Raw genomic sequence first — 20,010 nt, 5'->3', positions numbered from 1 at the left:
CCCTCAAACGCGCCGGCTGGTCCGGCTTGCACTGGTTTCATTTGTCGGACTACATGCCGGACGAGCGCCCCGTCAACGTGGAGGCTGCCGATCGGGAGAAGGTGATGGTGCTGACGCGGCTTTCGATCTTTGCGGCCGTGCTGCTCGCACCCGCCGCCGCCGATGCCGCAACCGCGGAGCGCAGCCGGTTCGGTACCATGCCGGACGGCACCGTGATCGAGGCGGTCACCCTGACCGGTGAGAACGGCGTCAGCGCCCGCATCATCGCACTTGGTGCGACGCTGCAGTCCCTGAATGCGCCCGACCGGGAGGGGCGGGTCGCCGACGTGACGCTCGGCTACGACGATCTCGAAAGCTATGTCGGCAAGCCGAACTATTGGGGGCAGACCATCGGTCGTTACGCCAATCGGATCGCCGGCGGTCGGTTCGTGCTGGATGGCCGGACCTACCAGTTGCAGCAGAATGACGGCACGAATTCGCTGCACGGTGGCGCAGACGGCTTCGACAAGCGGGTGTGGCGCATCACCAACGTGGCGAGCGGCCCGCGTGCGAGCGTCACCCTGGCGCTGACCAGCCCGGATGGTGACCAGGGCTATCCCGGCACGCTGCAGGCGACGGTGACATACACGCTCGACGATGCCGGTTCACTGGCGATCGATTATGCCGCGACCAGCGATCGGCCGACGATCGTCAACCTGACCAATCACGCGCTGTTCAACATGGCGGGGGAGGGGTCACCCACCAGCACGCTGTCGCAACGGCTGACGATCCCCGCGGCGCGCTACCTGCCCGTCGACGAGAAGTTGATCCCGACGGGGGAACTGCGCCCGGTGGCGGGAACCGTGTTCGACTTCCAGCAGGGGCGCCTGCTCGGCGACGGGCTGCGCGACGGGCGCGATCCGCAGATCGTGGTTGGGCATGGCTGGGATCATAACTGGGTGCTGGACAAGGGCACCACGGCGCAGCCGGAGCTGGCGGCGCGGCTGGAGGATCCCGCATCCGGCCGTGTGCTGGAGGTGTTGACCACGGAGCCGGGGCTCCAGTTCTACTCGGGCAATTTCCTCGACGGATCGCTGGTCGGCAAGCAGGGCCATGTCTACCGGATGACCGACGGCCTGGCGTTCGAGCCGCAGAAGTTTCCGGACACGCCGAACCAGCCGGCGTTCGGATCGGCACGGGTGGAGCCGGGCCGCCCGTACCGGCACAGCATGATCTACCGTGTGAGCGTGGCACCGGCCGAGGCGGCGCGATGAGCGAAGCCCGGCCTCTGCGCAGCCGCGCCTGGTTCGATAATCCCGACAACATCGACATGACCGCGCTCTACCTTGAGCGCTACCTGAACTTCGGGCTCAGCCTGGACGAGCTGCAGTCGGGCCGGCCGATCATCGGCATCGCCCAGTCCGGCAGCGATCTCAGTCCCTGCAACCGCCATCATCTCGTGCTCGCCGAACGCGTGCGCGAGGGTATTCGCGAGATGGGTGGCGTGGTCCTCGAATTTCCGGTTCACCCGATCCAGGAAACCGGCAAGCGTCCTACCGCCGGCCTGGATCGCAACCTCTCCTACCTCGGTCTCGTTGAGGTCCTGTACGGCTATCCGCTCGACGGCGTGGTGCTGACGATCGGCTGCGACAAGACGACGCCAGCCGCGTTGATGGCGGCCGCGACCGTCAACATCCCCGCCATCGCACTGTCGGTCGGACCCATGCTCAATGGGTGGCACAAGGGAGAACGAACCGGATCCGGCACGATCGTGTGGAAGGCGCGCCAGCAGCTGGCGGCCGGCGAGATCGACAAGGCCGACTTCATCAGGCTCGTCGCGTCGTCGGCACCCTCGACCGGCTATTGCAACACGATGGGAACGGCGACGACGATGAACTCGCTGACCGAGGCGTTGGGCATGTCTCTGCCCGGGTCGGCGGCGATCCCCGCTCCCTACCGCGACCGGCAGGAATGCGCATACCACAGCGGCAAGCGCATCGTGGAGATGGTGCACGAGGACCTGAAGCCGTCGGATATCCTGACCCGAGACGCCTTCCACAATGCCATCCGCGTCAACTCTGCCATCGGCGGGTCGACCAACGCCCCCATCCACCTTGCGGCGATCGCGCGGCATGCGGGTGTCGAGCTGCCGCTCACCGACTGGCAGGAGGTTGGCCACGATGTGCCTCTGCTCGTCAACCTGCAGCCGGCAGGCGAGTATCTGGGGGAGGATTTCTACCGCGCGGGCGGTGTTCCCGCCGTTGTGTCCCAGCTGATGTCGGCCGGTCTGATCCACGAGGATGCCCGGACCGTCAACGGCCGCACCATCGGCGACAATTGCGCGCACGCCGTGATCGAGGACGAGGCGGTGATCCGCCGATTGGAGCAGCCGCTGCGCCCGCGCGCCGGTTTCATCGTGCTCAGCGGAAACCTGTTCAACTCCGCGATCATGAAGACGAGTGTCATTTCCGACGAGTTCCGCGCCCGCTATCTGAGCGACTCGAATGACCCGGACGCATTCGAAGGGCCGGTCGTGGTGTTCGATGGACCCGAGGACTATCACGCGCGCATCGACGATCCGTCGCTGGGCATCACGGCGCGCACGTTGCTGTTCATGCGCGGCGCCGGGCCGATCGGTTATCCGGGTGCGGCCGAAGTGGTGAACATGCGGCCGCCTGCGCATCTGATCACCCAGGGCATCACGGCATTGCCCTGCATCGGCGATGGCCGGCAGTCGGGTACGAGCGGGAGCCCGTCGATCCTCAACGCAAGCCCCGAAGCGGCGGCGGGCGGCATGCTGGCCCTGTTGCGCACCGGCGATCATGTCCGGATCGACATCGGCCGCGGAACGGCGAACATCCTTGTGCCCGACGACGAGATCGCGAAGCGTCGGGACGCGCTCGAGGCGTCCGGCGGCTACCGATACCCGCCCTCGCAGACACCCTGGCAACAGATCCAGCGGGAACGGGTCGGGCAGCTGGAAACCGGGGCCATCCTGGAAGGCGCCGAGGCGTTCCAGCGGATCGCGCAGGAGCAGGGCATCCCCCGCGACAACCATTGATCGCGAGGGACGGCCATGATGGTCGTGGTTCCGGCCGCAGCGCCGAACCAGGCCGTCACCTCTTGATCGCGCCCTTCACGGCGTCGGCAGCCTTCTCGAGCAGGCCTTTCTCGGCCTCTTCCGCTTCTTCCTTGGTCCGGAAAGCCGCGCCCTCCGGCTCGGCAGGCGGGGTGTAGACGGAGAAGAGCTTCAAGGGATCTGATCCCTTGGCGACGATGTTGTGCTTCGACCCCTTGGGCACGACCACCATGTGGTTGGGACCAGCCTTCGTGCCGTGACCGTCGATGCTGATCTGCGCCTCGCCCGAGACAATGAAGGTCGCTTGGTCGGCGGGATGGGTCTCGACGCCGATCTCCTCGCCAGCCGGAATGCTCATCAGAACGATCTGCAGCTTGGCGTCGCGGTAGACTTCCTTCTGCCAAAGGTCGTTGCCCTTCGCGAGTTCCACCATGTCCTTGTTGAAGTTCGCCACGTTCTTCTCCGTTCCTGGAGCGCAATGAACGTCAGGAACGCAGAAGGGATGCAGAACGCTAGGCTGCTGACGATCAGATCAGGACCGAAGGCTGGGCAGCCCGCCGATATCCCGCATCGGCGGCTGCGCAATCAGGTCGCGGATCGGCATCCCGCCAGCCACCGCCGGCGTGCTCGCCTCACGAGAGCTGGACGTGGCGTCGTCATCGACAAGCGGGCTCAGGTCACGCGCTGTCATCGCGAGCTTGGCAGTCGCCACATAGGAAAGGAGCAGGATCAGAACGGACATGATGCTCTCGGTTCCGATAAAGGCATGCATGACCGCGATCGCCGTCAGACCGGCCACCTGGAACCCGACCAGGCTAGAAACCTCGGCATCCCGGATCACCTTGTTACGGACCGCCAACAGCCGGCTGTAGGCGAAGAAGAGCATGGCCGCGAAAAGCGCGAGGCCGATTCCGCCAGCCAGAAGGCCGATGTAGAGATAGCCGTTCACGAAATCGACAATGCCCTCGCCCTGGACCATGTCCTGCATGTCCGCGAGGACCGCAGCCACGGGGCGACCAATGATTGGGCTTTTCCAAAATTCCTCCATACCGCGGTAGAAGAGAGATGTGCGGTAATCCTCTCCACCAAGGCCGGGTTCTGACATGAAGGGGATCGGGTTCTTTCCCGTCGCAACCTGCATCACCGCATACAGGCCGCCGCCGACGACGCCGAGCTTGGCCAGCGTTGCGAATTGTCCACGATAGAGGAAGTAGACGGTCACGGCGATCGCCAGACCCAAAACGGCATTGCGCGACTGCGGCATCAGCATGCCGTACGCAGCGATCCCGACCAGCCCCAACCAATGGATCGGAGAACGGAAGGCGGCACGTGTCGCAAGGCATGCGATGGTGCCGGCCAGCATGTAGACCGACATCGGCATCGGCTCACCGACCGGCCCGGCCGCCCGCAGCATGCCGCCGCGCATCTTCGCCGTGGAGGCTGCAGCGATCTCCGTCGTTGCTTGAATGTGGTCGGCATAAAGCGGCCAGTGCCGCGCAGATTCGAAGATCAAGACAATGCCGATGACGACGCCAGCACAGGCGAGGTGCAGAAGAACCCGCGAGGCGTCATCGCGTGATCGGATGGCGCGGCTCACCACCAGATAGGGAATGATGAGCGATACGGTGAGCGAAAACACGCCGCGCAGCATGCCGGTGGCGGTGTCGGCCCGCAGCGTCATCAAGGCGATCGCGGACAACAGAAGAAGGAATGGCAGATCGTACGGGCGCGAGCTCAGCCGTTTGTCGCCCTTCGACATGGTCACGAGGATCGCCGACAGTCCGAACAAGAGGTGCGTGCTGACATTCGTGATGTACGCGCCAGCGACCGACAGATTGAAGTTCACGCTGGGCATCATCATCGCGCCCATGACGTAGAGGCCGGCCGCCTGAGCGGGCGTCCTTGCGAGCATGGGGATCATGAGGGCGCTGAGTGCGAGCACGGCGTAGAGGCCGGGCGCGAGGAAGAAGATGACGGGCGTGGCGAGCGCGAAGGCGATCGGCGCGCGGCCGAACTCCGCGCGGGTCGCCGGCTTCAGGCAATTGTAGAAAATGAACAGGCCGATGCCCGACAGGGCAAAGACCACCACCACGCTCTTGATCTGACTCAGCATGATCCGCCCTTAACCCAAGTGCATCGTGGTGGAAGGGTTGTCCCTCAAGTTGTCCCTAACAGACAGCGTCTAACAAGTTTCTGAACAGATGGAGAGGGCTTCACCAACGCTGTCGTCACGACGGTTGAGGGGAGCGGCTCAGCCGGCGCGACCGCGCGTCCTGCCCGGGAAAGGTCCGAAGCGGACTGATCAGGAGGAAGCCTAGTGAGCAAGACTTTCTAAACCGAACGGCTGTTTTCGCCGACATTGTCAGGTTCTCGAATAGCCAAGAGAGCAGCGCAGAGGATTTAAGTGAAACTTACATCAGGTTTCGCCGCAGTGCAGGACCCGTTTGTCGAATAAGATCTTGTCCGCTCTCGATCCATGCTATTGCACAAGAGTCCGCGTTCGAGGACGTTGCGCCGCAACGGAGGTGGATTTTCATGGCGTTCGACGTGTACGTGCCGGCGGAGATCCCGACCGATGAAGCGGCGCGCATGCGGAGCCTGGAGACATCGGGGCTGCTGAACGTCGGCGCCATGCCGGCCATCCAGAACATCGTGTGGGCCGCGGCATTGTGCACGGGCCTGCCCATCGTCGGCGTGTCCATCATCGATGGCGCGCTTCAGCGTCTGGTCGCGACGATCGGGATCGAAAACCTGACGACGCTGCGGTCGACGTCCTTCTGCGCGCACGCCATCAACACGCCCGACGAGATCTTCTGCGTGCCCGACACGCATGAGGACAGCCGCTTTGCCGGGAATCCGTCGGTGATCTTCGATCCAGCGATCCGCTTCTATGCGGCGGCGCCCCTCATCATGCTGGATGGTCGGGCAGGCGGCGCCCTGTGCGTGCTGGGCAAGGTGCCGCGCGAATGCCTGTCAGACGAAGAAGAAGGCCGGCTGCGCCAGCTGGCGCGGCAGATCGTGAAGCTTGCCGCTGGCGGATCTGCCATGAGGGCGACCCCGCAGGACGAGCGCATCCAGGCGGTGCCGACGGATGGTCGGGCAGGGATGGTGCGGACGGCGGGACTCGAACCCGCACTCTCCTCGAGAAGCGGATTTTAAGTCCGCCGCGTCTACCGGTTTCGCCACGTCCGCCGAAGCCCTCCCACCATAGGCAAGCCAGGCGGACGGCGCCATGCAATCGACGGCCGGAGCGCCTGCGGCTCACACGTTGAGACGGGCGCGCATTTCCTTGCCGGGCTTGAAGTAAGGGACGCGCTTGGCATCCACGTCAACCGTCTCACCCGTCCGCGGATTGCGACCGGTGCGCGCGTCGCGGGCCCGGGTCGAGAAGGCGCCGAAGCCGCGCAGCTCCACGCGTCCGCCCGCGACGAGGCGGGCGGAGATCTCGTCGAAGAAGATGGAGACGATCCGCTCCACTTCCCGCGCCGAAAGGTCCGGATGCTGTTCAGCCAGATGTTGGACAAGCTCCGAGCGTATCATGGACACTCTCCCCCGATCATGCCGGCGCGACGACGTTCCTGCGTTGTCGAGACCGTTCCGTGGACGCGCCCCCCGGCTGATCCACATCAATCCCCTTGAACGAAGATGGTCGCCGCGTCGAGACGGTCGATCTTCACTTCGTCGGAAAGGAGGGTGCCGGCCAGTCAGCCGGCCGGCACCCTGCCTTCGGCTCAGCGGCCTTCGCGCGCCTTGAGCGCCTCGCCCAGGATGTCGCCGAGCGACGCACCCGAGTCGGACGAACCATACTGCGCCACGGCCTGCTTCTCCTCGGCGAGCTGCATCGCCTTGATGGAGAAGTTCGGCTTCTTGGAGCGGTCGAAGCCGATCACCATGGCGTCGAACTTCTGGCCGACCTGGAAGCGCTCCGGACGCTGCTCGTCACGGTCGCGGCCAAGGTCGGACCGCTTGATGAAGCCGGTCGCGCCGTCGTCACCGGCCTGAACCTCAAGCCCGCCGTCACGCACCTCGAGCACGGTGACGGTCTGGATGCTGTTCTTGCCCATCCGGTCGCCGCCGCCGGCAGATCCGCCGACCGCCGGCGCGCCGCGCTCGATCTGCTTCATGCCGAGCGAGATGCGCTCCTTGTCCGGATCGATGTCGAGCACCACGGCCTTCACCGTCTCGCCCTTGTGGTGCAGGCCGAGCGCATCCTCGCCATTCACGCCCCAGGCGATGTCCGACATGTGGACCATGCCGTCGACGTCGCCGTCCAGGCCGATGAACAGGCCGAACTCGGTGGCGTTCTTGACCTCGCCCTCGACCACGGAGCCGATCGGATGCTCGTCCGCGAAGCGCTCCCACGGGTTCGCCTGAGCCTGCTTCAGACCCAGCGAGATGCGGCGCTTCTCCTCGTCGACCTCCAGGATGACGACATCGACTTCCTGGCTGGTGGACACGATCTTGCCCGGGTGGACGTTCTTCTTGGTCCAGCTCATCTCCGAGACGTGGACCAGGCCTTCGATGCCGGCTTCCAGCTCGACGAACGCACCATATTCGGTGATGTTGGTCACGCGGCCCGACAGCTTGGCACCGACCGGATACTTGGCCGACGCGCCCTCCCACGGATCGCTCTCAAGCTGCTTCATGCCGAGCGAGATGCGCTGGGTGTCGCGGTTGATGCGGATGATCTGCACGCGCACCGTGTCGCCGATGTTGATCATCTCGGACGGGTGCTGGACGCGCTTGTAGCTGAGGTCGGTGACGTGCAGCAGCCCGTCGATGCCGCCCAGGTCGACGAAGGCGCCGTAGTCGGTGATGTTCTTGACGACGCCGTCGATCACCTGGCCCTCGGCCAGCGACTGGATCAGGCCCGAACGCTGCTCGGCGCGGGTTTCCTCCAGCACCGCGCGGCGCGACACGACGATGTTGCCGCGACGGCGATCCATCTTCAGGATCTGGAACGGCTGCGGCAGATCCATCAGCGGCGTGACGTCGCGGACGGGGCGGATGTCCACCTGGCTGCCGGGCAGGAAGGCTACGGCACCGCCCAGATCGACGGTGAAGCCGCCCTTCACGCGGCCGTAGATCACGCCCTCGACGCGCTTTTCCTGCGCGAAATCGGCTTCCAGCTTGTCCCAGGCGGCCTCGCGGCGGGCGCGGTCGCGCGACAGCATCGCCTCGCCGTGGATGTTCTCCACGCGGTCGACATAAACCTCGACCTCGTCACCAACCTTCAGATCGGCCTTCTGGCCCGGCGCTGCAAACTCGCGCAGCGGCACGCGGCCTTCCGACTTCAGGCCGACGTCGATGACGGCCAGGTCGTTCTCGATGCCGGTGACGGTGCCCTTGACGACGCGGCCTTCAAAGGCCTCGTTCTCGCCGCCAAGCGTTTCGTTGAGGAGCGCCGCGAAATCATCGCGGGTGGGATTTGCCGCAGTGGCCAAATGGATTTCCTAACCTTCACGTCGTTGCTGGCCAGCCGGTTGTCTCCGGCGGTCTTGGCCAAGGTGCCGCGGCGGCCGGGTGCCGGTCGCGACATCCCGCCGGTCGGGGGCTGAAACGGCGAAAAGCGCCCGTGCTCATCCGCCCGAACGGGAAGCTGGCCTGGTCTGCGCTGATCTCCGCGAGTCGCCCGACCCACAGGATGGGCGGCGCCATAGCGCATCGCCACGGATTCAACAACATGGGCGAAAGCAGCTTTGCCGTTGATTGTTCGCGCCGGTCGGGCAAGCTGTCCGAACCCACGGGGAGGATGAGCATGGCGGCGCTGCGGAACAAAACCGAACGCTACAACATGGTGGCGGTGGTGCTGCACTGGCTGATCGCCGCTCTGCTGCTGTGGCAGATCTGGCTGGGCTTCAACCGGTCGGAGGGGAACGCGTTCGACTGGCACAAGACGATCGGGATTCTGATCCTGGTGCTGAGCGTGGCGCGCCTCGTCTGGCGCCTGGTGAACCCGCCGCCGTCGCTCAGCGGCGAGGTGGCGGGTTGGGAGCGGTTCGCCGCCGGGCTGAACCATGCGCTGTTCTACGTCGTGCTGATCGGCCTGCCGCTGACCGGCTGGGCGGCCGTCTCCACCGGGCGCGCCGCGCGGGAAGGAGCGACCAGCACGTCGATGGTGGGCGGGCTTGACCTGCCGCTGCTGCCGCTGGGGCAGGGGCTGCACGACCCCGCGGAGTCAGCGCATGTCCTGATGGTCTGGATGACGTTCGTGCTGCTGGCCATCCATGTGGCAGCGGCGCTGAAGCATCAGTTCGTGGATCGCACGGCCGCGGCGAACCGCATGCCGCCCTTCGGCGTCCGCAACCCCCGCTAGGGGATTTTTGCCGAGCGACAGCGTTCCACGATCTCGATGGCGTGGCTGATCGCGCTTTCAACCGACAGGAAGCTGGTGTCGAGCGCGACGGCATCTGGCGCCTGACGAAGCGGGGCGGCCGCGCGCGTCGTGTCCCGCAGGTCCCGGGCCTTCAGATCGGCGAGCACCCGGTCGTAGCTGAGCGCGGAGCCGGCCTTGCGAAGCTCATCATGGCGTCGGCGCGCGCGGATGGCCGATGTTGCCCGCACGAACAGCTTGGCATCGGCATCCGGCGCGATCACCGTTCCGATGTCGCGGCCGTCCAGAACCGCGCCGCCATCCTGCCGGGCGAACCGCTTCTGCCGCTCGATCAGCGCGGCGCGCACCGCCGGATGCGCGGACACGATGGAGGCGACCTTGCCGGCATCGTCCGCCTTCAACCGCGGATCGCCAAGCAGCGCATCGTCGAAGTCGCAGGCCGCTGCGGCGGCGTCCTGGTCCGCCGGATCGCTTCCGTCGTCGAGCAGGCGGCGGGCGACCGCCCGGTACAGGAGGCCGGTGTCGAGGTGCGGCAGGGCGTAGTGGCGCGCCAGCGCGCGGGCGATGGTGCCCTTGCCCGACGCCGCGGGCCCGTCAACGGCGATGATCATGTGCTTGTTCTAAGCGAGTCGAGCAGCCGGGTGAAAGCGGGAAAGCTGGTCGCGACCGGCGCCATGTCGTCGATCTCGATCGCGGCGCGGCTGTGGAGGCCCGCCACCGCCATGCTCATGGCGATGCGGTGGTCGAGGCGCGTGGCGACGGTCGCGCCGCCGGGCAGCGGCTCTCCACTGGTGCCTTCGATGACGAGGCCATCCTCCGTCTCGCGCACCCCGGCGCCCGCAGCGACCAGCGCGGCGGCCATGGTTGCCAGCCGATCCGATTCCTTCACCCGCAGCTCCTCCAAGCCGCACGTGCGGGTGGTGCCGGTGGCAAAGGCGGCCGCCACGAAAAAAGCCGGAAACTCGTCGATCATCGACGGCGCGACCTCGGGCGGCACGTCGATGCCGGTCAGGCGAGAGTGACGGATGTGGAGGTCCGCCACGGGCTCGCCGCCGACCGCGCGCTCGTTCGCCGCGCTGATGTCGGCGCCCATGTCCTTGAGCACGCGGATCAGCCCGGCGCGGGTGGCATTGAGGCCGACCCCTTCCACCACCACGTCGGAGCCGGGCACGATCAAGGCGGCGACGATGAAGAAGGCGGCGGACGACGGGTCGCCCGGAACCACGATGTCCTGCGGCTGGAGCTCCGCCTCGCCGCGGAGCACGATCACTCTGGCGCCATCCTCCTCGGTGACCGACAGGTCGGCGCCGAAGCCGCGCAGCATCCGTTCGCTGTGGTCGCGCGTGGGCACGGGCTCGATCACCCGGGTCACGCCGGGCGTGTTGAGCCCGGCCAGCAGCAGCGCCGATTTGACCTGCGCGGAGGCGACGGGAAGGCGGTAGCTGAGCGCAACCGCGGGCACGAGGCCGCGCACGGAGAGCGGCAGGCGGCCGCCGGGGCTCGCGACGATGTCCGCGCCCATCAGGGACAGCGGATCGATGACGCGGGCCATGGGGCGGGCCGACAGAGACGCGTCGCCGATGAAGGTGGCGGTGATGCCATGGCTCGCCACCAGCCCCATCAGCAGCCGGGTCGAGGTTCCCGAATTGCCCATGTCGAGCGCCTGGCGCGGCTGGAGCAGGCCGCCCACGCCGACGCCGTCGACATGCCAGGTGCCGTCGTCCTGCCGTTCGATCGACGCCCCCATCGCGCGCATGGCGGCGGCGGTCGCGAGCACATCCTCTCCCTCAAGCAGGCCGGCGATGCGGCTGGTGCCGACCGCAAGGGCGGAAAACATGATGGCGCGGTGGCTGATCGACTTGTCGCCCGGCGTGCGGATGCGGCCGGACAGCGGCCCGGACATGGCAAAGCGCGCGGGCGAGGGCGGGGCGGCGGCGGACATCAACACCTTGGGTCGGAGGACGGCGGCGGTTTTTGACAGCGGCACCCGCATCTGGCAAGGCGCGCGCCGATCAGGCGGAGGGCGTTCGCCCTGCCGCCGCCATCCCTTTTCGTTGAACCGGAGACGACCGAAACATGGTCAAGCCTGAATGGGGCGCCAAGCGCACCTGTCCCAAGTGCGGCACGCGCTTCTATGATCTGGGCAAGGACGATCCCGTGACCTGCATCAATTGCGGCAACGCGTGGGAACCCGAGTCCGTCCTGAAGTCGAAGCAGCCGCTGCCCTTCGATGCGCCCAAGAAGAAGGACGAGAAGAAGGAAGCCGACAGCGATCTCGGCGACAACGAGCTGGAGATCGACGAGGACGGCGAGGAGAGCCCGGACGACGAGGTGGATCTGGGCGGCGACGACGATCTGGGCGTTGCGACCAGCGACGACGACGACGACAGCTGACGCTTGCAATCGCCGCCGGCCTTTGCTTTAGGACGGCGGCGCTGCCCACCAGCGGGCGGCTTGATGGTTTCGGGGACGTAGCTCAGCTGGGAGAGCGACGCGATGGCATTGCGTAGGTCAGGGGTTCGATCCCCCTCGTCTCCACCACCTCCAGAAAGCCCGGCCTCCGCCGGGCTTTTTCTTTGCGCATCAGGTCCGGCGCGCCGCGGCCGACCTCAGTGCGACGCGACCGGCTGACCTTCTGCAGCCAGCCGCTGTTCGGTCAGGACCTGCCACCCGGTCAGGAACAGTGCCGCCACTAGCGGCCCGACGACGATCCCGGACAGACCCAGAAGGCTGATGCCGCCGAGCGTCGTCACCAGCACCAGCCAGTCGGGCAGGCCGGTATCGCGGCCCACCAGGATCGGTCTGAGGAGGTTGTCGGCCAGCCCGATCACGGCCACGCCCGACGCGACCACGACGATCGCAGGAACGACCGATCCGATCGCGAACAGGTAGAGCGCGACGGGCGTCCAGATGATCGCGGGGCCGACCGCGGGCAGCAGGGCGGCGATCGCCATCAGCACGCCCCACAGCAACGCCGCCGGCATGCCGACCAGCCAGAAGGTGATGGCACCCAGCGCGCCCTGAACCAGGGCGACGACGCCCGATCCCTTGATGGTCGCACGCACCACCGACACGAACTTGTCCGAAAGGCGACGCGCCACGTCGGGCCGGAGCGGAAGCGCCCGCACCACCGCTGGTCCGACGAATTCGCCGTCCCGCACCAGGAAGAAGGTGACGTAGAAGGCGACGCCGAACGCCAGCAGGAAGGCCGCGGCGTCGGCACCGATGGAAAAGGCGCGGCTGGCCAGCGTGCTCGCCGAACTGCTGACGGCCGCGGCGATGCTGGCCTGCGCGCGTTCGAAACTGCCGAAGCCCGCGCTGTCCAGCATCTGCTGCAGGCGACGCGGAAGCGCATCGTGCATCTGTTCGAAATAGGCGGCGAAGCTGATGTTGCCGCTGCGGATCTGCGCGTAGACGCCCGTTGCCTGATCCACCACCAGGGTCGCGACGATCAGCGCGGGGATAACCACGGCGACCGTGATGATCAGAAGCGTCACGGCCGCCGCGCGGTTGCGCTTGCCGGGCCAGCGGCGAAGCAGGCGGTGGAAGAGCGACTGGAACAGCAAGGCGGCCAGTGCGGACCAGAGCAGCGCGTTGAGGAAGGTGCTGACGACGAGCCCCAGCGCGACCGTGATCAGAACAAGAAAGACGATCAGGCCGCCCTGTTCCAGGCGCCGCGAGGGTGGGAAAGGGCCGGGAGCCGGTTCGCTGACCTGCGGCCGCTCGGCTGCCTCACGCATGTCTGTCACGTCTTTCCTCCCAGCGATGCGGCCAACGCCCGCGCGCCGCCGCCGATCCCTCGCGGCGAACTGGCGCATGTCATCGAACCGTCATCAGAACTCAATCTATGTTTAATCGCGCGATCCTAGGGCGGCCTCCATGCATCTCGCAGCGCAGCAATTTGCACATGGCAGCCGGGCTCTTCACGGTGAGCGAGGAGGGTCACGCATTGCGATCGATCTGGCGGCACCGCTGGCAGACCTGCTGGCGATGTTCAGAAACGATCCCGACCTGCGCCTTGTCACGGTCGTGGATGGCGACCGACGGCCGTCCGGCATCGTCCGTGAGATCGATGTTCGCGCGCTGCTGCTGAACCCATTCGGCCATGCGTTGATGCAGAACCCGGCCTTTGGTCGCGGGATCGCAAAGCTGGTGCGGCCCTGCGCGACGATCGGCGCGGGGCGGGCGGTCGACGAGCTGCTTGCCGCCTTCCACGTCAACGGGGGCAGCGATGGCATCCTGCTGGTCGACGAGGACGGGCGGTTCCGCGAGTCGCTAGATGCGATCCAGATCGCGCGGCTGGCGCTCGCGCAGGATCAGGCAAAGGTCGCGCTGAGAGGCGAGCAGGTCGACCGCATCCAGGCAGCAGCGATGGCCTTTCGCAACGACGTCGCCATCCTGTCGCGGGACCTGTCGGAAGCGGCGGGGCAGGTGCAGACGCTTTCCGCCGAACTTGCCGCACGGGCGCGGGCCACCCGGTCGGGCGCAGCATCGGTGTCCCAGGTGACGGAGGAAAGCGTCGTGGGGCTGGAGGAGGTCGCGCTGCGGGGGCGCGGGCTGGCGGATGCGATCAAGAGCATTACCTGCGGGACGGCGGATGCCCGCGAGATCCGCATGCGGGCGCAGGACCGGGTGGCAGAGGCGGGAGCGCGAACCCGGGCGCTGGGCGAAACCGCGTCAGCCATCGATGCCATGCTGAGCCTGATCCAGCAGATGGCGCGGCAGACCAACCTGCTGGCGCTGAACGCAGGGATCGAGGCGGCGCGGGCGGGTGAGGCCGGTCGCGGGTTCGCGGTGGTCGCGGCAGAGGTGAAGTCGCTGGCCGACCAGACGCGGCGCGCGGCGGGAGACATTGCGGAGCATGTGGCGCGCGTGCACGACGTGGTGGACGGAGTGACGGAGAGCCAGGAGGGGATCGCCAGGGCGATCGCCGCGATCGCCGACATCGCCGGCACAATGGATGCCGCCATCGAGCGGCAGGGAAGCGCCACCATCGCGATCGCCACCAATGTCGAGCAGGCGCTTCTTGCCGGCCGCGACATCGGACAGCGCGCAGGTGCGATCACGTCCGGTGCCACGGCGGTGGAAAAGGATGCAGCGACGCTCGGCACGCTGTCGATCAGCGTCAATGAAGCCGCAACGCGCCTTCAAGGCAGGGCCGAAAGCTTCATTGCCGCCGCGCTCGCCTGACGCGATGTAGCTCTGGAAGGCAGGTCAGGCGCGCGCGCTTCTCGGCGCGGCATCGTCGGCGGGAGCGGTGCTCCACCCCAACAGCGGCAGCGTCGCCGTCCGGCGCCCGCTATAGTCCGTTGCGAAGGTCACGGCGCCCCGGGTTTCCATGAAGCCCAGCAATCGACGCAGCCGGCCCAGCGAGGCGGTGCCGTAGGCGGCGGCAAGATCCTCGTCGGTGGGGCAGGGGCGCCCGTCGCGCGCGGCGCGTGCGATGCGCAGGAAGACGCCGAGCAGATCGTCCGGAAGGTCGCCCGCGATGCGCATCGCATGCTGCCATTCGGGGTCGGTCTCCGCCGGTGAAAAGAGGCCGGCCTCGGCCATGGTGATGCGCCGTGTGAAGGTCGGCAGGTCGAGCGCGGCGTCGGAAGCGCCCGCCAGCCGGCAACGGAGCGCGAAATCGCTGTAGCGTGCCGCGATCGGCCGGTCCGCGGCGCCATCGTCCGCCACCATCGCGCCCAAGATCTCGTCGACCTGGTCCGGGGCGAGCCGGGCGGCTTCGGTCGCGGACGCGGCAAGTGCCGGTTTGTCGTCGCGCGCGAACAGTTCGGCCAGGGGAACGGGCGCAGCGCGCGGCGCCGGCGCGAGCCGCGCGGGTTCAAGCGCGTCGAACAGCAGCGCGCGGGCATCTTCGCCGGTGCGCGTCGGAAGCGGCGCGAGCGCGGCGCCCGTGGCATGCGATCCGGTGGCGACCGCGCCGATCCGGACGAGCCGCGGACGTCGGCAGATCGCGGGCCCGAGCGCCAGGAACTGCCCCCGTTCCAGGTCGCGGATCTGTTCCGCCTGGCGGCGCTCCATGCCGAGCAGGTCGGCCGCGCGTGCCATGTCGATGTCCAGGAACGTGCGCCCCATCATGAAGTTGGACGCCTCCGCCGCCACGTTCTTGGCAAGCTTTGCCAGCCGTTGCGTCGCGATCACGCCGGCGAGCCCGGGCTTGCGCCCGCGGCACATCAGGTTGGTCATGGCCGACAGGGACGCGCGCCTCGCCTCCTCGCCCACCTCGCCGCCGCCGGCCGGCGCAAACAGCTGCGCTTCGTCCACGACCACCAAGACGGGCAGCCACTGCTCGCGCGGCGCATCGAACAGGCCGTTCAGGAAGGTGGCGGCACAGCGAAGCTGCGCATCCGCCTCAAGCCCGTCCAGGTTGAGCACGATCGACAACCGATGGGCACGCGCACGCTGGGCAATCGCCAGGATTTCGCCGGAGCCGTAATCAACGGTCTCGACGACCAGATGGCCGAATCGGTCGGAAAGGGTCGCGAAGTCACCTTCAGGATCGATCACGACCTGCTGGACATGGGGGGCGCTCTCCTCGAGCAGGCGCCGCAGCAGGTGCGACTTGCCCGAGCCGCTGTTGCCCTGGACGAGGAGCCGGGTGGCGAGCAGCTCGGCCAGGTCGAGCGCAGCCGGCTGGCGGTGGTCGTCCAGCCCCATGTCGATTTGGACGGTCATCCGGCGTCCTTGGCGCAGTCATCCCGCCGGCGGCAAGCGGATGCGCCAAGGTTCCACGCCGAGCCGTGACAGATTCACCAAAGAGTCATTCTTTTGCGTCAGGGCCAACGGTGCGAGCGTTGCCACCGGGACACAGGTGAAAGCGTTTGTCGCAGCTGGATTTCGGCCAGCCGGTTTGGGGGTTGCAACTCTGCAAGGGCGCTGCCAAAGCTGCGATGGGTTTGAAGAGTGTGCCAAAAAGGGAGTTTATCATGACGTTCAAGAAGGCGATGATGGCAGCGGTTGCTGCGACCTCGATCGTCGCGATGCCGGCTTCGGCCGTTGCCGCCACGGCTTCGAACGCCGCTCGCTCGGCTCCGGTGGCGCGCGCGTCCGCGTCGACCGACGGCCAGAACGAGCTGGGCGGTGGCAGCGTGATCGTTGCCATCCTGGCCGCTGCTGCGGTGATCGCGGCCATCGTGATCGTTGCCGACGGCGACGACGATGAGGCGGTTTCCGCCTAAGGCTTTTGGCACTGCCAAGACGAAAGGGCGGCCCTCGGGTCGCCCTTTTTCGTTTCGGCTCGCGAAACACCGCTCCTTCCGACGTCCCTTGTTGATCGCTCGCGGCCTGCCCAGATGGGGTCTGCACAGACATGGGATGAATGAAGATGACGACGGAGACTGCGATCCTCGCCGGAGGGTGCTTCTGGTGCACGGAAGCCGTTTTTGACGACGTGATCGGCGTGGCGGCGGTTGAGAGCGGCTACATCGGCGGCCATGTCGACAGCCCCAGCTACAAGGCGGTCTGCGACGGCACGACGGGGCATGCGGAAGCGGTGAAGATCGACTTCGATCCGGCCGTGATCTCCTACGCCGACCTGCTCGACATCTTCTTCCACACCCATGATCCGACCCAGCTGAACCGGCAGGGGAACGATGTCGGCACGCAGTACCGATCGGCGATCTTCCCGCAGTCCGACGCGCAGGAAGCAGAAGCGCGCGCGGCGATTGAACGGGCGGCGGCCGAGAACAGCGCGCCCGTGGTGACCACCATCGAGCATGCCGACACCTGGTGGACGGCAGAAGACTACCACCAGGAATATTTCGAGCGTGTCGGCAACGCCAATCCCTACTGCATGGCGGTGGTCGCGCCCAAGCTTCGCAAGTTCCGCAAGAGCTATGCCGAGCGCCTGAAGCGCTGATCCGGGCTTGGCCTCGCGCGCCGCGGCGAATAGGGGCGGGGCGACACGCAAGAACAGGGGATCATCTGCATGAAGCCGCTTCGCAAGGCCGTGTTTCCGGTGGGAGGCCTTGGCACCCGCTTCCTTCCCGCCACCAAGGCGATGCCGAAGGAGATGCTTCCGATCGTCGATCGTCCGCTGATCCAGTGGGCCGTGGACGAGGCGATCGAGGCCGGCATCGAGCAGATGATCTTCGTCACCGGGCGCGGGAAGTCGGCGATCGAGGATCATTTCGACATTGCCTACGAGCTCGAGGCCACGATGTCGGGACGCGGCAAGTCGCTGGAGATCCTCGATTCGACGCGGCTGAAGCCGGGCCGTGTCGCCTATGTGCGGCAGCAGGAGCCGATGGGCCTGGGCCATGCCGTCTGGTGCGCGCGCGACATCGTCGGAGACGAGCCCTTTGCCGTGCTGCTGGCCGATGATTTCATGGTCGGCCGCCCGGGCTGCCTGAAGCAGATGGTCGACGCCTATCAGCGCACCGGGGGCAACCTCATCTGCGCGCAGGAAGTCGCCGACGACAAGACGCACATGTACGGCGTGATCACGCCGGGCGCGCGCGACGGCGCGGTGACGGAGGTGAGGGGCCTTGTTGAAAAGCCGAAGCCCGGAACGTCGCCGTCGAACCTCGCGGTGATCGGCCGCTACATCCTGCAGCCGGAGGTGATGCAGGTGCTGGAGCGGCAGGAAAAGGGTGCGGGCGGAGAGATCCAGCTGACCGATGCGATGGCGCAGATGATCGGCAACCAGCCCTTCCACGGCGTCACCTTCGAGGGCGTCCGCTACGACTGCGGCGACAAGGCCGGCTTCATCAACGCCAACCTGGCCATCGCGGTCGAGCGGGAGGATGTCGGGCCGGCGGTGCGCGCATTCGCAGGCGATCTGCTGAAGGCGTGAACCTCGCAAAGGTCGTTCTGCTCGTCGCGGCGCTCCTGTGGGGCGCGGCGGCGGAGGCGCGCGGCCCGCTGCGGGTGATGAGCTTCAACATCCGCTATCCGTCGCCGGATGACGGCGCCAACCGTTGGCCGCTGCGCCGCGCCCTCGCCGTCCGGACGATCGCCGACGCCGATCCCGATGTGATCGGCATGCAGGAGATGTTCCGCGAACAGGGTCGCGACATCGTCGACGCGCTGCCGGCCTATTCCTGGGTCGGTGCCGGCCGGCGTGGCGGGCGCGACGATGAGCATATGGGCCTGTTCTGGCGACGCGACCGGCTGACGCTGATACGCTGGGGCGAGTTCTGGCTGTCCGACACGCCGGAGGTTCCCGGCAGCATAAGCTGGGGCAACCTTTATCCGCGCATGGTGACGTGGGGCGAGTTCTCACGCCCGAGCGATGGGCGGCGCTTCATCGTCTTCAACACGCACTTCCCCTACCGTGCGGAGGATGGCGCGGCGCGGGCGAAGGCTGCGCGATTGCTTGCCGACCGAATCGCGCAGCTCTCCGACGGGCTCCCGGTCGTGCTGACGGGCGACTTCAACGATGTGCCGGACAGCCCGACATATCGCATCCTGACGACCGGGCTGTCCGATGGGTGGCGCGCAGCCGCCCGACGATCCGGCCCGGACGGCACGTTCAACGGCTTCAGCGGCGCGGGCGACCGGCGGATCGACTGGGTGCTGACGCACGGCTTCCGGGTCGGCGAGGTGCGGACGATCGCCCGGCGCGAGGGGGCAGTGTTTCCTTCCGACCACTGGCCGGTGCTGGCAGACCTAAGCTTCCAGAACTAGCGCGGCGCGGCGGCGCGGCGCAGGCGATCGTTGATCGCCTCGCCGAGCCCGAGGTCCGGGACGGGGGCGACGGCGATGCTGCCGAGCCCGGACGCGTCGGCCTCGTGCAGGCACCCGAACAAGGTGGCAGCGGCCTCCTGAAGGTTACCGGCAGCCGAGAGCGTGGCGTGGCCGGAGACTGTGCCGAAGCCGATCAGCCATTCGTCCGTATCAGCCGTCACGGCGTTCAGGCGCAGCGGCTTGGCAGGGGCATAGTGGCTGGCGAGCTGTCCGGGCGCCTCGATCCCGGCATTCTCGTTCTGCGACGCTGGACCCAGCAGGGCGGCGAGCGCATCGCGCGTGATCGGGCCCGGACGGAGCAGCCGCCAGCCATGCGCGTCCAGCGCGACGATGGTCGATTCGAGCCCCACCGGCGTGGCGCCGCTGTCGATCACCAGCGGGATGCGGCCGGCAAGGCTGTGCGCGACATGCCCCGCAGTGGTCGCGCTGATGCCGCCGCTGGCGTTGGCGGACGGGGCGGCAAGCGGTCGTCCTGCAGCAGACAGCAATGCGCGGATGGCCGGATGTGCTGGCATGCGAAGAGCGACGGTCGGCAGCCCGGCGGTCGCCAGCGTGGAGATGCCCGCCTCCGCCAGAAGGGGCAGCACCATTGTCAGCGGGCCCGGCCAGAACCGTGCGGCAAGCAGGCGGGCGCGATCGTCGAACCGCGCGATGCGTGCGGCAGTCTCGGCATCCGGCACATGCACGATCAGCGGGTTAAAGGAGGGTCGCCCTTTGGCGGCGTAGATCGATGCGACAGCGACGCCGTTGGTCGCGTCGGCGGCGAGGCCGTAGACCGTCTCCGTCGCGATTCCCACCGGCTTGCCTGCCAGCACGAGCGCTGCGGCCTCGGCAATGGCGGCCTCGCCGTAGCGGCGGACGACAGGCTCTTGGGAGATCATCCGGCGGGCGTATAACGGGGGCCGAAAAGAGCCAAGCCGAGAGG

General features: G+C 67.3%; 18 protein-coding genes and 2 tRNA genes. 10 read left to right on the top strand and 10 right to left on the bottom strand.

Annotated elements, in window-relative coordinates; all coding sequences use genetic code 11:
• Positions 1-104 precede the first annotated feature (104 nt).
• Both GGR88_RS08040 and GGR88_RS08035 read left to right on the top strand, forming a co-directional pair.
• Positions 105-1,253, top strand: a complete 1,149-nt coding sequence (locus GGR88_RS08040; protein ID WP_167954442.1) for an aldose epimerase family protein — start codon at positions 105-107, stop codon at positions 1,251-1,253.
• Positions 1,250-3,040, top strand: a complete 1,791-nt coding sequence (locus GGR88_RS08035) for an IlvD/Edd family dehydratase (protein WP_167954008.1) — start codon at positions 1,250-1,252, stop codon at positions 3,038-3,040. Before GGR88_RS08040 ends, GGR88_RS08035 begins: the two co-directional genes overlap by 4 nt.
• Before the next feature lie 55 nt (positions 3,041-3,095).
• Here GGR88_RS08035 and GGR88_RS08030 read toward each other — a convergent pair whose 3' ends face one another.
• The 5 genes from GGR88_RS08030 to rpsA form a co-directional block, all read right to left on the bottom strand.
• Entirely contained in the window at positions 3,096-3,512 is a 417-nt protein-coding gene (locus GGR88_RS08030) for a cupin domain-containing protein (protein WP_167954007.1), read from the bottom strand.
• A gap of 78 nt (positions 3,513-3,590) precedes the next feature.
• Positions 3,591-5,171, bottom strand: coding sequence for an O-antigen ligase family protein (locus GGR88_RS08025; protein WP_167954006.1), 1,581 nt, complete (start codon positions 5,169-5,171; stop codon positions 3,591-3,593).
• Positions 5,172-6,164: 993 nt separating this feature from the next.
• Positions 6,165-6,250: transfer RNA gene (locus GGR88_RS08020), tRNA-Leu, on the bottom strand.
• Between the two features lie 69 nt (positions 6,251-6,319).
• Complete coding sequence (locus tag GGR88_RS08015) at positions 6,320-6,598, bottom strand: integration host factor subunit beta (protein ID WP_167954005.1); 279 nt, start codon at positions 6,596-6,598, stop codon at positions 6,320-6,322.
• A 191-nt stretch (positions 6,599-6,789) separates the two neighbouring features.
• Positions 6,790-8,502: a 30S ribosomal protein S1 gene (gene rpsA / locus GGR88_RS08010; protein ID WP_167954004.1), complete on the bottom strand. Its 1,713-nt coding sequence runs from the start codon at positions 8,500-8,502 to the stop codon at positions 6,790-6,792.
• Positions 8,503-8,816: 314 nt separating this feature from the next.
• Here rpsA and GGR88_RS08005 point away from each other — a divergent pair, with 314 nt between their 5' ends.
• A complete protein-coding gene (locus tag GGR88_RS08005) occupies positions 8,817-9,374 on the top strand; it encodes a cytochrome b (protein ID WP_167954003.1) in 558 nt (185 codons plus the stop codon).
• Here the strand turns inward: GGR88_RS08005 and GGR88_RS08000 are convergent.
• Positions 9,371-10,003, bottom strand: a complete 633-nt coding sequence (locus tag GGR88_RS08000) for a (d)CMP kinase (RefSeq protein ID WP_167954002.1) — start codon at positions 10,001-10,003, stop codon at positions 9,371-9,373. The two genes, GGR88_RS08005 and GGR88_RS08000, sit on opposite strands and share 4 nt — an antisense overlap.
• On the bottom strand, positions 10,000-11,334 hold the full coding sequence (gene aroA / locus GGR88_RS07995) for a 3-phosphoshikimate 1-carboxyvinyltransferase (RefSeq protein ID WP_167954001.1): 1,335 nt from the start codon (positions 11,332-11,334) through the stop codon (positions 10,000-10,002). Before aroA ends, GGR88_RS08000 begins: the two co-directional genes overlap by 4 nt.
• A gap of 134 nt (positions 11,335-11,468) precedes the next feature.
• Here aroA and GGR88_RS07990 point away from each other — a divergent pair, with 134 nt between their 5' ends.
• Positions 11,469-11,786: a TIGR02300 family protein gene (locus GGR88_RS07990; RefSeq protein WP_167954000.1), complete on the top strand. Its 318-nt coding sequence runs from the start codon at positions 11,469-11,471 to the stop codon at positions 11,784-11,786.
• 71 nt (positions 11,787-11,857) lie between these two features.
• Positions 11,858-11,933: transfer RNA gene (locus tag GGR88_RS07985), tRNA-Ala, on the top strand.
• A gap of 68 nt (positions 11,934-12,001) precedes the next feature.
• Here GGR88_RS07985 and GGR88_RS07980 read toward each other — a convergent pair.
• Positions 12,002-13,132 (bottom strand): AI-2E family transporter, encoded by a 1,131-nt coding sequence (locus GGR88_RS07980; RefSeq protein ID WP_167953999.1) that lies wholly within the window; start codon positions 13,130-13,132, stop codon positions 12,002-12,004.
• A gap of 139 nt (positions 13,133-13,271) precedes the next feature.
• Between GGR88_RS07980 and GGR88_RS07975 the strand changes: the two genes are divergently transcribed.
• Positions 13,272-14,582 (top strand): methyl-accepting chemotaxis protein, encoded by a 1,311-nt coding sequence (locus GGR88_RS07975; protein WP_167953998.1) that lies wholly within the window; start codon positions 13,272-13,274, stop codon positions 14,580-14,582.
• Between the two features lie 24 nt (positions 14,583-14,606).
• On the opposite strand, the gene GGR88_RS07970 is transcribed toward GGR88_RS07975, so the two are convergent.
• Positions 14,607-16,073 carry a helicase HerA domain-containing protein gene (locus tag GGR88_RS07970; RefSeq protein ID WP_167953997.1) on the bottom strand — a complete coding sequence of 489 codons (1,467 nt, stop codon included), beginning with the start codon at positions 16,071-16,073 and terminating at the stop codon, positions 14,607-14,609.
• Positions 16,074-16,219: 146 nt separating this feature from the next.
• On the opposite strand from GGR88_RS07970, the gene GGR88_RS07965 reads away from it, so the two are divergent.
• From GGR88_RS07965 to GGR88_RS07950, 4 genes are all read left to right on the top strand, one after another.
• Positions 16,220-16,576: a hypothetical protein gene (locus GGR88_RS07965; protein ID WP_245196467.1), complete on the top strand. Its 357-nt coding sequence runs from the start codon at positions 16,220-16,222 to the stop codon at positions 16,574-16,576.
• Positions 16,577-16,722: 146 nt separating this feature from the next.
• Positions 16,723-17,256, top strand: coding sequence for a peptide-methionine (S)-S-oxide reductase MsrA (gene msrA, locus GGR88_RS07960; protein ID WP_167953996.1), 534 nt, complete (start codon positions 16,723-16,725; stop codon positions 17,254-17,256).
• A 69-nt stretch (positions 17,257-17,325) separates the two neighbouring features.
• Complete coding sequence (galU, locus tag GGR88_RS07955) at positions 17,326-18,192, top strand: UTP--glucose-1-phosphate uridylyltransferase GalU (protein ID WP_167953995.1); 867 nt, start codon at positions 17,326-17,328, stop codon at positions 18,190-18,192.
• Positions 18,189-19,025, top strand: a complete 837-nt coding sequence (locus GGR88_RS07950) for an endonuclease/exonuclease/phosphatase family protein (protein ID WP_342449748.1) — start codon at positions 18,189-18,191, stop codon at positions 19,023-19,025. The genes galU and GGR88_RS07950 overlap by 4 nt, the downstream gene beginning before the upstream one ends.
• Here GGR88_RS07950 and GGR88_RS07945 read toward each other — a convergent pair.
• On the bottom strand, positions 19,022-19,966 hold the full coding sequence (locus GGR88_RS07945) for an L-threonylcarbamoyladenylate synthase (RefSeq protein WP_167953994.1): 945 nt from the start codon (positions 19,964-19,966) through the stop codon (positions 19,022-19,024). The genes GGR88_RS07950 and GGR88_RS07945 overlap by 4 nt on opposite strands.
• Positions 19,967-20,010 lie beyond the last annotated feature (44 nt).

This window comes from Sphingomonas jejuensis (assembly GCF_011927695.1).
In the GTDB taxonomy this organism is placed as follows: Bacteria; Pseudomonadota; Alphaproteobacteria; order Sphingomonadales; family Sphingomonadaceae; genus Sphingomonas_K; species Sphingomonas_K jejuensis.
The sequence above is the reverse complement of the archived record's forward strand: the minus strand, read 5'-3'. Positions and strand labels throughout refer to the sequence as shown.

Excerpts from the sequence above, each read along its gene's own strand:
- GGR88_RS08040 (WP_167954442.1), top strand. The coding sequence starts at position 105 with ATGGTGCTGACGCGGCTTTCGATCTTTGCGGCCGTGCTGCTCGCACCC.
- GGR88_RS08035 (WP_167954008.1), top strand. The coding sequence starts at position 1,250 with ATGAGCGAAGCCCGGCCTCTGCGCAGCCGCGCCTGGTTCGATAATCCC.
- GGR88_RS08025 (WP_167954006.1), bottom strand. The coding sequence starts at position 5,171 with ATGCTGAGTCAGATCAAGAGCGTGGTGGTGGTCTTTGCCCTGTCGGGC.
- GGR88_RS08015 (WP_167954005.1), bottom strand. The coding sequence starts at position 6,598 with ATGATACGCTCGGAGCTTGTCCAACATCTGGCTGAACAGCATCCGGAC.
- GGR88_RS08005 (WP_167954003.1), top strand. The coding sequence starts at position 8,817 with ATGGCGGCGCTGCGGAACAAAACCGAACGCTACAACATGGTGGCGGTG.
- GGR88_RS08000 (WP_167954002.1), bottom strand. The coding sequence starts at position 10,003 with ATGATCATCGCCGTTGACGGGCCCGCGGCGTCGGGCAAGGGCACCATC.
- aroA (WP_167954001.1), bottom strand. The coding sequence starts at position 11,334 with ATGTCCGCCGCCGCCCCGCCCTCGCCCGCGCGCTTTGCCATGTCCGGG.
- GGR88_RS07990 (WP_167954000.1), top strand. The coding sequence starts at position 11,469 with ATGGTCAAGCCTGAATGGGGCGCCAAGCGCACCTGTCCCAAGTGCGGC.
- GGR88_RS07980 (WP_167953999.1), bottom strand. The coding sequence starts at position 13,132 with ATGCGTGAGGCAGCCGAGCGGCCGCAGGTCAGCGAACCGGCTCCCGGC.
- GGR88_RS07975 (WP_167953998.1), top strand. The coding sequence starts at position 13,272 with ATGCATCTCGCAGCGCAGCAATTTGCACATGGCAGCCGGGCTCTTCAC.
- GGR88_RS07970 (WP_167953997.1), bottom strand. The coding sequence starts at position 16,073 with ATGACCGTCCAAATCGACATGGGGCTGGACGACCACCGCCAGCCGGCT.
- msrA (WP_167953996.1), top strand. The coding sequence starts at position 16,723 with ATGACGACGGAGACTGCGATCCTCGCCGGAGGGTGCTTCTGGTGCACG.
- galU (WP_167953995.1), top strand. The coding sequence starts at position 17,326 with ATGAAGCCGCTTCGCAAGGCCGTGTTTCCGGTGGGAGGCCTTGGCACC.
- GGR88_RS07945 (WP_167953994.1), bottom strand. The coding sequence starts at position 19,966 with ATGATCTCCCAAGAGCCTGTCGTCCGCCGCTACGGCGAGGCCGCCATT.